General features: G+C 53.7%; 9 protein-coding genes. 7 read left to right on the forward strand and 2 right to left on the reverse strand.

The window, feature by feature from the left end; genetic code table 11:
* Positions 1-41 precede the first annotated feature (41 nt).
* From rlmD to eno, 5 genes are all read left to right on the forward strand, one after another.
* Positions 42-1,340, forward strand: coding sequence for a 23S rRNA (uracil(1939)-C(5))-methyltransferase RlmD (gene rlmD, locus AAIR21_RS17165; RefSeq protein WP_434681667.1), 1,299 nt, complete (start codon positions 42-44; stop codon positions 1,338-1,340).
* A 51-nt stretch (positions 1,341-1,391) separates the two neighbouring features.
* Positions 1,392-3,623, forward strand: coding sequence for a GTP diphosphokinase (gene relA, locus AAIR21_RS17170; protein WP_014171414.1), 2,232 nt, complete (start codon positions 1,392-1,394; stop codon positions 3,621-3,623).
* A 69-nt stretch (positions 3,624-3,692) separates the two neighbouring features.
* Entirely contained in the window at positions 3,693-4,484 is a 792-nt protein-coding gene (mazG, locus tag AAIR21_RS17175; protein WP_032680388.1) for a nucleoside triphosphate pyrophosphohydrolase, read from the forward strand.
* A gap of 223 nt (positions 4,485-4,707) precedes the next feature.
* Positions 4,708-6,345 (forward strand): glutamine hydrolyzing CTP synthase, encoded by a 1,638-nt coding sequence (gene pyrG / locus AAIR21_RS17180; RefSeq protein WP_014171412.1) that lies wholly within the window; start codon positions 4,708-4,710, stop codon positions 6,343-6,345.
* A gap of 82 nt (positions 6,346-6,427) precedes the next feature.
* Positions 6,428-7,726: a phosphopyruvate hydratase gene (gene eno, locus AAIR21_RS17185; protein ID WP_014885045.1), complete on the forward strand. Its 1,299-nt coding sequence runs from the start codon at positions 6,428-6,430 to the stop codon at positions 7,724-7,726.
* Between the two features lie 52 nt (positions 7,727-7,778).
* Here eno and AAIR21_RS17190 read toward each other — a convergent pair whose 3' ends face one another.
* Positions 7,779-8,888 carry an SDR family oxidoreductase gene (locus tag AAIR21_RS17190; RefSeq protein WP_108647868.1) on the reverse strand — a complete coding sequence of 370 codons (1,110 nt, stop codon included), beginning with the start codon at positions 8,886-8,888 and terminating at the stop codon, positions 7,779-7,781.
* A 359-nt stretch (positions 8,889-9,247) separates the two neighbouring features.
* On the reverse strand, positions 9,248-10,072 hold the full coding sequence (locus AAIR21_RS17195; RefSeq protein ID WP_047743534.1) for a MurR/RpiR family transcriptional regulator: 825 nt from the start codon (positions 10,070-10,072) through the stop codon (positions 9,248-9,250).
* Between the two features lie 166 nt (positions 10,073-10,238).
* Between AAIR21_RS17195 and AAIR21_RS17200 the strand changes: the two genes are divergently transcribed.
* Together AAIR21_RS17200 and AAIR21_RS17205 are read left to right on the forward strand one after the other, a co-directional pair.
* Positions 10,239-11,798: a maltose/glucose-specific PTS transporter subunit IIC gene (locus AAIR21_RS17200; RefSeq protein WP_020883808.1), complete on the forward strand. Its 1,560-nt coding sequence runs from the start codon at positions 10,239-10,241 to the stop codon at positions 11,796-11,798.
* A complete protein-coding gene (locus tag AAIR21_RS17205) occupies positions 11,798-12,505 on the forward strand; it encodes an N-acetylmannosamine-6-phosphate 2-epimerase (RefSeq protein ID WP_134179500.1) in 708 nt (235 codons plus the stop codon). Before AAIR21_RS17200 ends, AAIR21_RS17205 begins: the two co-directional genes overlap by 1 nt.
* Positions 12,506-12,556 lie beyond the last annotated feature (51 nt).

Genomic DNA, 12,556 nt, shown 5'->3' on the forward strand with positions numbered 1-12,556 from the left:
ACAATTAGGATAATTATGTTTATGTGAGAAAAATCTCGGCGATGGCGCAATTCTACTCTGCAAAGCGACGCGTGACGACGCGTCAGATCATAACTGTTGAAGCCACTGACCTCGATCCCTTTGGCCAGGGGGTTGCGCGTCACAATGGTAAGACACTGTTTATAACAGGTTTACTGCCAACAGAACGAGCAGAAATTACGCTGACGGAAGATAAACGCCAGTTTGCACGCGGGCAGGTTAAGCAGCGTCATAACGATAGCCCGGACCGCGTGAAGCCTCGCTGCCCGCATTTTGGCGTCTGCGGTGGCTGTCAGCAACAGCATGTCAGCACAGAATTACAGCAAAAAAGTAAAAGCAGCGCCCTGGCCCGCCTGCTTAAGCACGACGTCAACGAGATCATCGCCGACCAGCCCTGGGGCTATCGTCGTCGCGCGCGTTTGAGCCTGAACTATCAGCCAAAAACTGAGCGGCTGGAGATGGGGTTTCGCAAAGCCAGCTCCAGCGATATCGTCGATATCAGGCAGTGCCCCATTTTGGTGCCCCGTCTTGAGGCATTGCTTCCTGACGTGCACGCCTGCCTCTGCGGACTGGACGGCGTTCGTCACCTCGGGCACGTCGAACTGGTCATGGCCAACAATGGCCCGCTGATGGTGCTGCGCCACACCGCGCCGCTGTCGAAAAAAGATCGCGAAAAACTGGAACGCTTTTCGCATTCCCACGAGCTGGCGCTTTTCCTTGCCCCCCAAAGCGAGATACTTGAGCAACTGACAGGTGAAGCGCCCTGGTATGCGTCAAACGGGCTACGCTTAACGTTCAGTCCGCGCGATTTCATTCAGGTAAATGATGGCGTCAATCAGCAAATGATTGAGAAAGCGCTGATATGGCTCGATGTGCAGAAGAGCGATCGGGTACTTGACCTGTTCTGCGGAATGGGCAATTTCACGCTGCCTTTGGCCCGGCAGGCGGCAAGCGTTGTGGGCGTCGAAGGCGTTGAGGCGCTGGTGGCTAAAGGGCAGGAGAACGCACGACAGAACGGCTTGCAAAATGTGACATTCTTTCACCAAAATCTTGAGGAAGATGTGACGCAGCAGCCGTGGGCGGTGCAGGGGTTTGACAAAATTCTTCTCGACCCGGCGCGCGCAGGTGCACCGGGTGTAATGCAACATATAATTAAACTCGCGCCCAGGCGCGTGGTCTATGTTTCCTGTAACCCGGCAACGCTTGCCCGAGACAGTGAGGCATTAATCCGTGCGGGTTACCAGATTCAGCGTCTGGCAATGCTGGACATGTTCCCGCACACTGGGCATCTGGAATCGATGGTGTTGTTTGAGCACATCTAATTAGTTTGGCTTGTCGACTTCGACAGGCCCTGGTCCCTAAAGGAGAGGACAATGGTTGCGGTAAGAAGTGCACATCTTAATAAAGCTGGGGAGTTTGACCCACAAAAATGGATAGCAAGTCTGGGGATTTCCAGCCAGCAGTCGTGTGAACGCTTAACCGAAACCTGGGCCTACTGTCAGCGCACCACTCTGGGGCATCCTGACGCCGAACTGTTATTGTGGCGCGGCGTGGAGATGGTTGAAATCTTATCCATGCTGAACATGGATATCGAAACGCTGCAGGCCGCGCTTTTGTTCCCTCTTGCCGATGCGGATGTCGTCACTGAAGACGTGCTGCGCGACAGCGTCGGGCAATCCGTCGTGGCGTTGATCCACGGCGTACGGGATATGGCGGCAATCCGCCAGCTCAAAGCCGCACATACCGATTCCGTCTCCTCAGAGCAAGTTGATAACGTTCGCCGGATGCTGCTGGCCATGGTGGACGATTTCCGCTGCGTGGTCATCAAGCTCGCTGAACGCGTTGCCCACCTGCGCGAAGTAAAAGATGCGCCGGAAGACGAGCGCGTACTGGCCGCGAAAGAGTGTACGAACATCTATGCACCGCTGGCGAACCGCTTAGGGATTGGTCAACTGAAATGGGAGCTGGAGGATTACTGCTTCCGCTACCTGCACCCGGCAGAATATAAGCGGATTGCAAAACTCCTGCACGAGCGCCGCATTGACCGCGAGCACTATATTGAGGAGTTCGTCAGCGGATTGCGCCAGTCAATGAAAGAAGAGAATGTGCGGGCCGAAGTCTATGGTCGACCCAAGCACATCTACAGCATCTGGCGCAAAATGCAGAAGAAACATCTCGCCTTTGATGAGCTGTTTGACGTGCGCGCCGTGCGCATCGTTGCGGAGCGTCTGCAGGATTGCTACGCCGCGTTAGGGATAGTACATACTCACTTCCGCCATCTTCCGGATGAGTTCGATGACTATGTTGCGAACCCGAAACCTAACGGCTATCAGTCTATCCATACCGTGGTGCTGGGGCCTGGCGGCAAAACGGTCGAGATTCAAATTCGTACCAAACAGATGCACGAGGACGCTGAGCTTGGCGTCGCGGCGCACTGGAAATACAAAGAGGGGACGTCAGGTGGCGTGCGCTCTGGTCATGAAGACCGCATTGCCTGGCTGCGTAAGCTGATTGCGTGGCAGGAAGAGATGGCGGATTCCGGCGAAATGCTGGATGAAGTGCGAAGCCAGGTCTTTGACGACCGGGTCTACGTCTTTACGCCGAAAGGTGACGTGGTCGACCTGCCAGCAGGCTCCACGCCGCTGGACTTTGCCTATCACATCCACAGTGATGTGGGGCACCGCTGCATCGGGGCGAAAATCGGCGGGCGTATCGTACCGTTTACCTATCAGCTGCAGATGGGCGACCAGATTGAAATCATCACGCAGAAGCAGCCTAACCCGAGCCGTGACTGGCTTAACCCGAACCTGGGCTATGTCACCACCAGCCGCGGGCGCTCAAAAATTCACGCCTGGTTCCGTAAGCAGGATCGTGACAAGAACATTCTTGCCGGTCGCCAGATCCTCGACGACGAGCTGGAACATATCGGCATAAGCCTGAAAGAGGCCGAGAAATTCCTGCTGCCGCGCTACAACTTCAACGAGCTGGATGAACTGCTGGCGGCGATTGGCGGCGGTGATATCCGTCTTAATCAGATGGTGAACTTCCTGCAGGCGCAGTTCAACAAGCCAAGCGCGGCGGAGCAGGATGCGGCGGCGCTGAAGCAGCTGCAGCAGAAAACCTATGCGCCACAACAGCGCAGCAAAGACAATGGCCGCGTTGTGGTGGAAGGGGTGGGTAATCTGATGCACCACATTGCCCGCTGCTGCCAGCCAATCCCGGGTGATGATATCGTTGGCTTTATCACTCAGGGACGCGGGATTTCCATTCACCGTTCAGACTGCGACCAGCTTGCCGAGCTGCAGTCGCATGCACCGGAACGTATTGTGGAAGCAGTCTGGGGCGAGAGCTACTCGGCGGGGTACTCGCTGGTGGTTCGCGTCACCGCAAACGACCGCAGCGGCCTGCTGCGCGATATTACGACCATTCTCGCGAACGAGAAGGTCAACGTGCTGGGCGTGGCCAGCCGCAGCGATACGCGCGAGCAGCTTGCCACCATCGATATGACCATCGAAATCTACAACCTGCAGGTGCTGGGCCGCGTGCTTGGCAAACTGAACCAGGTCCCGGATGTGATTGACGCACGTCGTCTGCACGGCGGGTAAGCCCACCTTTCTGTAAGCCGGGTAAGGCGTGGCCTTTACCCGGCATTTATTTTTAATCAGGACAGAATTATGACCCAAATTGACCGCCTGCTTGGCATCATGAAACGCCTGCGCGATCCGGAAAACGGCTGCCCGTGGGACAAAGAGCAGACTTTCGCCACCATCGCCCCGTACACCCTCGAAGAGACCTATGAAGTGCTGGACGCCATTTCACGCGAGGATTTTGACGACCTGCGTGGTGAGCTGGGTGACCTGCTGTTCCAGGTGGTGTTCTATGCGCAAATGGCGCAGGAAGAGGGGCGTTTTAACTTCGACGACATCTGCGCTGCCATCAGCGACAAACTGGAACGCCGTCATCCGCATATCTTTAGCGATGCCACCGCAGGCGATAGCGCGGAAGTACTGGCGCGCTGGGAACAGATTAAAAGCGCCGAGCGCGCGGAGAAATCCCAGCACTCGGCACTGGATGATATTCCCCTGAACCTGCCTGCGCTGATGCGGGCGCATAAAATTCAGAAACGCTGCTCCGCGGTTGGCTTTGACTGGACGTCTCTTGGCCCGGTGCTGGAAAAAGTGCATGAAGAGATCGACGAAGTGATGCACGAAGCGCAACAGGCTGTGGTAGATGAAGCAAAGCTTGAAGAAGAGATGGGCGATTTGCTGTTCGCGACCGTCAACCTTTCTCGCCATCTGGGTGTAAAAGCGGAAACCGCCCTGCAAAAAGCCAACATTAAGTTCGAACGACGTTTTCGCGAAGTTGAGCGGATTGTGGCCTCGCGCGGCCTGGAAATGAGCGGAATTGACCTCGATGCGATGGAAGAAGTCTGGCAAGAAGTAAAACGCCAGGAAACTGATCTCTAACGAAATTTTGCGATCAAGCGCAATTTGTGTGATTTTTTAAATGACAAGCGCTTGATTTGCGTCAAAAACATTTACCCAAAAGGGGCTATTTTCTCACTCCTTATGTTTGTCATTGGCTGGACAGGAGACGGAGAATGAAAGTTTGTGGCGCTCGCCGTGTTCGGGTATACTACTTTCCCGTCCTGGTTATTCCATCGTTTCACCCTAACTTCTCAGGTTCAGCATGACAACGAACTATATTTTTGTGACCGGCGGGGTCGTATCCTCTCTGGGTAAAGGCATTGCCGCAGCCTCCCTCGCAGCCATTCTTGAAGCCCGTGGCCTCAATGTGACCATGATGAAACTGGATCCGTACATCAACGTCGATCCGGGTACCATGAGTCCAATCCAACACGGGGAAGTGTTCGTTACTGAAGACGGCGCTGAAACCGATCTGGATCTTGGCCACTACGAGCGTTTCATCCGCACTAAAATGACCCGTCGTAACAACTTCACGACAGGCCGTATCTACTCCGACGTTCTGCGTAAAGAGCGCCGTGGTGATTATCTTGGTGCTACCGTTCAGGTTATCCCACACATCACTAACGCTATCAAAGAACGCATTATTGCGGGCGGCGAAGGCCACGACGTGGTGCTGGTTGAAATCGGCGGTACCGTGGGTGATATCGAATCCCTGCCATTCCTGGAAGCGATTCGTCAGCTGGCGGTTGATATTGGCCGTGAAAACGCGCTGTTCATGCACCTGACGCTGGTACCTTACATGGCAGCCGCAGGTGAAGTGAAAACCAAACCTACTCAGCACTCCGTTAAAGAGTTGCTCTCCATCGGTATTCAGCCAGACATCCTGGTTTGCCGTTCCGATCGCGCGGTTCCGGCGAACGAACGCGCGAAAATTGCATTGTTCTGTAACGTGCCGGAAAAAGCCGTTATTTCAATGAAAGATGTCGATTCCATTTATAAAATCCCGGGCCTGTTGAAATCACAGGGCCTGGACGATTATATTTGTAAACGATTCAGCTTGAACTGTCCGGAAGCTAACCTGTCTGAATGGGAACAGGTTATTTACGAAGAAGCGAATCCGGCTGGCGAAGTGACTATCGGCATGGTTGGCAAGTACATTGAACTGCCAGATGCCTATAAGTCAGTTATCGAAGCGCTGAAACACGGTGGTCTGAAGAACCGCGTCTCCGTTAACATCAAGCTGATTGATTCGCAGGATGTTGAAACGCGTGGCGTTGAAATTCTGAAAGATCTGGATGCAATCCTTATCCCTGGCGGCTTCGGCTACCGTGGTGTAGAAGGCAAGATCGCCACCGCACGCTATGCGCGTGAAAACAATATTCCATACCTCGGTATCTGCCTGGGTATGCAGGTTGCGCTGATCGAATTTGCGCGCAACGTAGCGGGAATGGAAAACGCGAACTCTACGGAATTTGTGCCAGACTGTAAGTACCCTGTCGTGGCGCTTATCACTGAATGGCGCGACGAAGAAGGTAACGTCGAAGTCCGTACCGAGAAGAGCGACCTGGGTGGCACGATGCGTCTTGGCGCACAGGCCTGCCAGCTGTCCGACGATAGCGTCGTTCGCAAGCTGTATGGCGAGCCGGTTATCACCGAACGTCATCGTCACCGCTATGAAGTCAACAACATGTTGTTGAAACAAATTGAAGCTGCGGGTCTGCGTGTTGCGGGCCGCTCCGGGGATGATCAGTTAGTCGAGATCATCGAAGTGCCAAACCATCCGTGGTTTGTCGCCTGCCAGTTCCACCCGGAATTTACTTCAACGCCACGTGACGGGCATCCGCTGTTTGCAGGCTTTGTGAAAGCCGCCAGCGATTACCAGAAGCGCCAGGCGAAGTAAAAAAAGTTAGAACGGCAACGCGTACCCCTGGTACGCGTTGTTTGTCTGGAGTTTTAGTTTAACTTGTACTGAGGAAAATCTAATGTCCAAAATCGTTAAAGTCATCGGTCGTGAAATCATCGACTCCCGTGGTAACCCGACCGTTGAAGCCGAAGTTCACCTGGAAGGTGGTTTCGTCGGTATGGCAGCTGCTCCGTCAGGTGCTTCTACTGGTTCCCGCGAAGCGCTGGAACTGCGCGATGGCGACAAATCCCGTTTCATGGGCAAAGGCGTACTGAAAGCAGTTGGCGCCGTAAACGGCCCTATTGCTCAGGCAATCATTGGCAAAGACGCTAAAGACCAGGCTGGCATCGACAAGATCATGATCGATCTGGACGGTACTGAAAACAAATCTAACTTCGGTGCTAACGCAATCCTGGCCGTTTCCCTGGCGAACGCCAAAGCTGCAGCGGCTGCTAAAGGTATGCCACTGTTCGAACACATCGCTGAACTGAACGGCACTCCAGGCAAATACTCCATGCCTGTACCGATGATGAACATCATCAACGGTGGTGAGCACGCAGACAACAACGTTGATATTCAGGAATTTATGATTCAGCCAGTTGGCGCGAAATCCCTGAAAGAAGCAGTACGTATGGGTTCTGAAGTGTTCCACAACCTGGCTAAAGTTCTGAAAGCTAAAGGTATGAACACTGCTGTTGGTGACGAAGGTGGCTATGCGCCAAACCTGGGTTCTAACGCAGAAGCACTGGCTGTTATCGCTGAAGCGGTTAAAGCAGCAGGCTACGAGCTGGGCAAAGACATCACTCTGGCGATGGACTGTGCAGCGTCTGAATTCTACAAAGACGGTAAATACGTTCTGGCTGGCGAAGGCAACAAAGCGTTCACCTCTGAAGAGTTCACTCACTTCCTGGAAGACCTGACCAAACAGTACCCAATCGTTTCTATCGAAGACGGTCTGGACGAATCTGACTGGGATGGCTTCGCATACCAGACTAAAGTACTGGGCGACAAAATCCAGCTGGTGGGTGACGACCTGTTCGTAACCAACACCAAGATCCTGAAAGAAGGCATCGAGAAAGGCATCGTTAACTCCATCCTGATCAAATTCAACCAGATCGGTTCTCTGACCGAAACGCTGGCTGCGATCAAAATGGCGAAAGACGCTGGCTACACCGCTGTTATCTCTCACCGTTCTGGCGAAACTGAAGACGCTACCATCGCTGACCTGGCTGTTGGTACCGCGGCTGGCCAGATCAAGACCGGTTCTATGAGCCGTTCTGACCGTGTTGCTAAATACAACCAGCTGATTCGTATCGAAGAAGCACTGGGCGAAAAAGCACCATACAACGGTCGTAAAGAGATCAAAGGCCAGGCATAATCGCTAAGCCTTAAAAGGAAAATGCCAGTCGTAAGACTGGCATTTTTTTTGGCTATTTAAAATCGACCGCCATTTGTTCCGGAATGGTCAGCCCCTGAGTGGTTTGCACGCAGCGGGCAATATAGTCCGTAAAGCGGGGTGGCTTAGGCATGCCCATGCTAAGCAGCTTATCATTGCTGAAGCGCACGTTGAGTGTGGCAAAAGCACCGTATAAACGCATTGCTTTCAGCATCAGGCGCTCGTTGCACGGCCCAAAAATATCCTTCAGTTCGCGGCGCATTCTGACCAGCGTTTCGTAACTCACCTGAGCGTATCGATCTCCGACAGGGGCTTTCTCCAGCGCCTGCGCCATTGCCTTATCAATATCAGCAAAGCGAACGCTGTTCTCTTCCCCGGCAGAAATATGTACCACTTCCCCTGAACGTGCATCACTGGTAAGCAGCATTAACAGCGCGTCGGCACAATAATCCACCGGAACGACATCGATTTTGTCTTCCATCGAACACATGAATTTTTGCAGCATTAACCCCATGCTAAAGACCCAGAAAATACTGCTTGAAGGTGTGCAGCCGTGACGGGTATGGCCGACGACGATAGACGGGCGGGCGATGAGCAGCGGCAGGTCAGGACAGTGCTGGCGCATCAGCTGTTCAATGGTGGATTTCGAATAGGTATATTCCACCAGATGCTCGGCGTTCTCTCTGAATTCTGCACTTTCGGCGACCAGCGAATCCTGCTCCGGCGTGCAGGACATCGCCGTGCCAACGTGCAGGAAGCGCTGTAGGGTCGACACCCGTTCCATGCGGCGCGCCAGCGCCAGGGTGCCCTCGACGTTCACCTTCCAGATAAGCGGATTGTTGCCAAATGACGCGACGGCCGCGCAGTTAACGACATGCGTCACCTTTTCAAGACGCGGATCGTTCAGGAAGGCTTCCGGCTGGCTGAGATCGCCAATGAGGATATTCTCCACGCTCAGCGAGGCCAGTGCATGCTCAGGCACGTTGAACTTACGCATATTCTCCTGCACTCGCGCCAGCCCACCTTGCGGGTCACTGGCGCGCGCAAGCAGAAGTAAATTTACGGCGCTTTCGCCGGTCAGGATTTTTTCAAGTACTGCACCACCCAGAAATCCGGTCACGCCTGTAATCAGTAAGGTTTTCATTGATACCGTCTCATTATGATTGATGAGGCGGATTGTAGGCGGGCGAAAGTAAACGGCGTTTAAATAAAAAAATGGCCAGCCTTACCGTTTCTTAAGCTTATTTTAAGGTAAGGAATTCAGGGGATGAGATTGGACATTGCAGGAGGGAAGAAAATTCAATTTATCAAGATATTTATTTTAACTTACTGATTTATATATTGTAAATGCGCTTCCTGTGTCGTGGGGATATTAAGTCAAAATGTAATTATAAAAATACTTTGTAACATCATTCATTGATGCGGTAAATAATTTAACGGATGCTTAAGTACACTTAAAATAACGAACTCGCAGGCTATTGATATATAGCCTGCGAAGGTTTTCTACAGCAACAGCGGAAGCGTTGCGCTGGCGGTTTGTTGGCTGACCTCGCCGTAATGACCGTCTATTGCAATAAGGGAATGGGTAAGCAACTCGACCAACAACATAACGCCCACTTTGGCATTGAGTGCGCCTGCGCTAAGCGGCCCCTCGGGTTTGGCTGCAACCAGTAGCATATCGCTAAGGGACGCCAGCGGGCTACGCGGCGTATTGCTGAGCGCCAGCACGGGGACGCCACGTTTGCGCGCAAGTTTTACGACGTGAAGTAAATCCCGCGTTGAGCCTGAACTGGAGATGGCTACCACCAGCGACGCTTTAGAGAGGGTGGTCGCATTCATGGCTGCACGGTGCATATCGCTGAAGAGCTGCACAGGTTTGCCCAGGCGCAACAGCTTATAATGCAGATACTCGCCGAGGATCGCACTGGCAGCGACCCCATAAATCTGGACTGACTGCGCCTGATGCAGCGCCTGTGCCGCCTTTTCCAGCAGTGCTCTGTCGAGCAGTCTGGCGGTATCCTGCAGAGCCTGTACAGACTCTTCCACTACGCTATCAATTTCATCCCCGGCCTGACGCTCTGGCTGACCCTGCTGAATGTCCAGCGCAAGTGCCATTTTGAATTCCGTGTACCCCTTACAGCCCAGCGTGCGGCAAAGACGCGTCACGCTGGCCTCGCTGGTATGACTTTCGCGCGCCAGCTCAGTGATCGTCAGGTAAAGCACCCGGGCAGGATTGTTGAGGACAAACTCACCCAGTTTTCGTTGCGTTGGGCTGTACCCGGAAGCCTCCTGGCGTAGCTTCAGCAGCAGGTTTTCATGGTCTGACATGCGAGATCCTTAATGCATTCTTCTGTCGACTAGTGTGGCGGAAAGCGGGGGAAAGATGCCAGTCATTTCGAAAAAGTATGATCGTCCTCCTGGTTATTGATGATAATTTTCACTATTAATAATTAATATGGTAAAAATTTTCATCTATACACGAGGGGATGAAAAAATGATGCAAATGTTCAGTGGGGCTTCTTCTGGCGGATGGTTTGAGAAAGCGCAGCGCTTTGGCAAATCATTTATGTTGCCCATCGCCGTCTTGCCCGCGGCGGGTTTGTTGCTGGGGATTGGAGGCGCGTTATCAAATCCCAATACCCTCACGGCCTACCCGTTTTTAGATGTTGCGTGGCTACAGGCCATCTTTACCATTATGAGCAGTGCCGGTTCGATTGTGTTCGCCAACCTCTCGGTGCTGTTTGCTGTTGGGGTCGCCGTCGGGCTGGCAAAAAATGATAAAGGAACCGCAGGACTGGCGGCATTGCTCGCTTTTCTGGTGATGAATGCCACCATCAATGCGCTGCTGATCCTGACCGGAAAACTGGCGCTTGAGAACCCGGGTGCCGTAGGGCAGGGAATGACGCTGGGGATCCAGACGCTGGAAACCGGCGTTTTTGGTGGAGTCGTCATCGGGCTCGTGACCTGCGCGTTACATCATCGGTTCAATAAAATCGCGCTTCCGCAGTTCCTGGGTTTCTTTGGCGGTTCACGTTTTGTACCGATCGTCAGCTCGCTGGCGGCAATACTTGTCGGGGCATTAATGACCGTCATCTGGCCGCATTTCCAGAAGCTGATCTTCGGTCTGGGCGGGCTTGTGGATGCCACCGGTTATCTGGGAACGATGCTGTACGGTTTCATTTTGCGCATGCTCGGGCCGTTTGGTTTACACCACATCTTCTATCTTCCCTTCTGGACGACCGCGCTTGGCGGCAGCGAGATCGTTAACGGTCAGCTGGTAGAAGGTACGCAGCGGATCTTCTTCGCCCAGCTTGCTGACCCGACAACACGCCAGTTTTATGAAGGCACGTCGCGTTTCATGTCCGGACGCTTCATCACGATGATGTTTGGTCTGCTGGGTGCCTGCCTCGCGATGTACCACACGGCAAAGCCGGAGAACAAAAAACGCGTCGCGGGGCTGTTACTTTCGGCGGCATTGACCTCGTTCCTGACGGGGATTACTGAACCTATTGAGTTCTCATTCCTTTTTGTTGCTCCTGTGCTGTACGTCATTCACGCCCTGTTTGACGGGCTGGCGTTTATGCTCGCCCATATTTTACACATCACTATCGGGCAAACCTTCTCAGGCGGTTTTATCGACTTCGTGCTGTTCGGCATTCTCCAGGGCGAGGCCAAAACCCACTGGATGTTCGTACCGCTGGTAGGGGTGCCGTGGTTCTTCCTTTATTACTTTACGTTCCGTTATCTGATTAATCGCTTTGATTTTGCCACGCCGGGGCGTGAGAAAGAGGCGATGGCGGATGAAGTGACCTTTTCGCAGAGCGAGCGTGCCGTTGCAGTGATCGCCGGGTTAGGTGGCAAAGACAATCTCGAAGAGGTGGACTGCTGCGCGACGCGTCTTCGCGTCACGGTGAAGGATGGCAGCAAAGTGAATGAATCGGCGCTGAAAGCGACCGGCGCGCGCGGCGTTATCGTCCGCGGCAACGGTGTTCAGGTCATTTATGGGCCGCATGTCACGATTATTAAAAACGAAGTGGAAGAGATCTTATCGTAATGAAAACTGTACTGGATAACCTGAAGGGAAAACTGGTCGTCTCCTGCCAGGCGCTGGAGAATGAACCTCTGCATAGCGCGTTTATTATGTCACGAATGGCGCTGGCCGCCGCGCAGGGTGGGGCGGCAGCGATCCGTGCCAATAGCGTGGTGGACATCGAAGCCATCAAGCAGCAGGTGGCTCTGCCGGTTATCGGCATCATCAAACGCGATTATCCGGATAGTGAGGTGTTTATCACCGCCACGATGAAAGAAGTGGATGAGCTGATGACGGTTTCTCCGGAAATCATTGCCCTGGATGCGACTGCGCGACAGCGCCCTGGCGGCGAAGACCTGGCGACGCTGGTCGCGCATATCCGCACGCGGTACCCGTCGGTACGCCTGATGGCGGATATTTCCACAACAGAAGAGGCCGTGACGGCGCAGGCGCTGGGTTTTGATTGTGTGGGGACCACGCTTTACGGTTATACGGCAGAAACCGCAGGCCATGCGCTACCGGACAATGATTGCGCGTTTCTGAAAGAGGTGCTGGCTGCCGTCGACATTCCCGTGGTGGCCGAAGGCAACGTTGACACACCTGAACGGGCGGCGAGGTGCCTGGAACTTGGTGCCTTTATGGTCGTTGTCGGCGGGGCCATCACCCGTCCACAGCAAATTACTGCGCGGTTTATGGCAGCGATTGGCGCTCAAAGCACCGATGGAGCATGACCATCTGACGGGGATCTGCGATACTTATCGTTTATCCCCTTAACTGAGATG

This window comes from Enterobacter sp. PTB, assembly GCF_051130085.1.
Classification (GTDB): Bacteria; Pseudomonadota; Gammaproteobacteria; order Enterobacterales; family Enterobacteriaceae; genus Enterobacter; species Enterobacter ludwigii.

What these genes read in the sequence shown, in the direction of transcription:
- mazG (WP_032680388.1), top strand. Translation starts at nt 3,693, where the DNA reads ATGACCCAAATTGACCGCCTGCTTGGCATCATGAAACGCCTGCGCGAT.
- rlmD (WP_434681667.1), top strand. Translation starts at nt 42, where the DNA reads ATGGCGCAATTCTACTCTGCAAAGCGACGCGTGACGACGCGTCAGATC.
- eno (WP_014885045.1), top strand. Translation starts at nt 6,428, where the DNA reads ATGTCCAAAATCGTTAAAGTCATCGGTCGTGAAATCATCGACTCCCGT.
- relA (WP_014171414.1), top strand. Translation starts at nt 1,392, where the DNA reads ATGGTTGCGGTAAGAAGTGCACATCTTAATAAAGCTGGGGAGTTTGAC.
- AAIR21_RS17195 (WP_047743534.1), bottom strand. Translation starts at nt 10,072, where the DNA reads ATGTCAGACCATGAAAACCTGCTGCTGAAGCTACGCCAGGAGGCTTCC.
- pyrG (WP_014171412.1), top strand. Translation starts at nt 4,708, where the DNA reads ATGACAACGAACTATATTTTTGTGACCGGCGGGGTCGTATCCTCTCTG.
- AAIR21_RS17200 (WP_020883808.1), top strand. Translation starts at nt 10,239, where the DNA reads ATGATGCAAATGTTCAGTGGGGCTTCTTCTGGCGGATGGTTTGAGAAA.
- AAIR21_RS17205 (WP_134179500.1), top strand. Translation starts at nt 11,798, where the DNA reads ATGAAAACTGTACTGGATAACCTGAAGGGAAAACTGGTCGTCTCCTGC.
- AAIR21_RS17190 (WP_108647868.1), bottom strand. Translation starts at nt 8,888, where the DNA reads ATGAAAACCTTACTGATTACAGGCGTGACCGGATTTCTGGGTGGTGCA.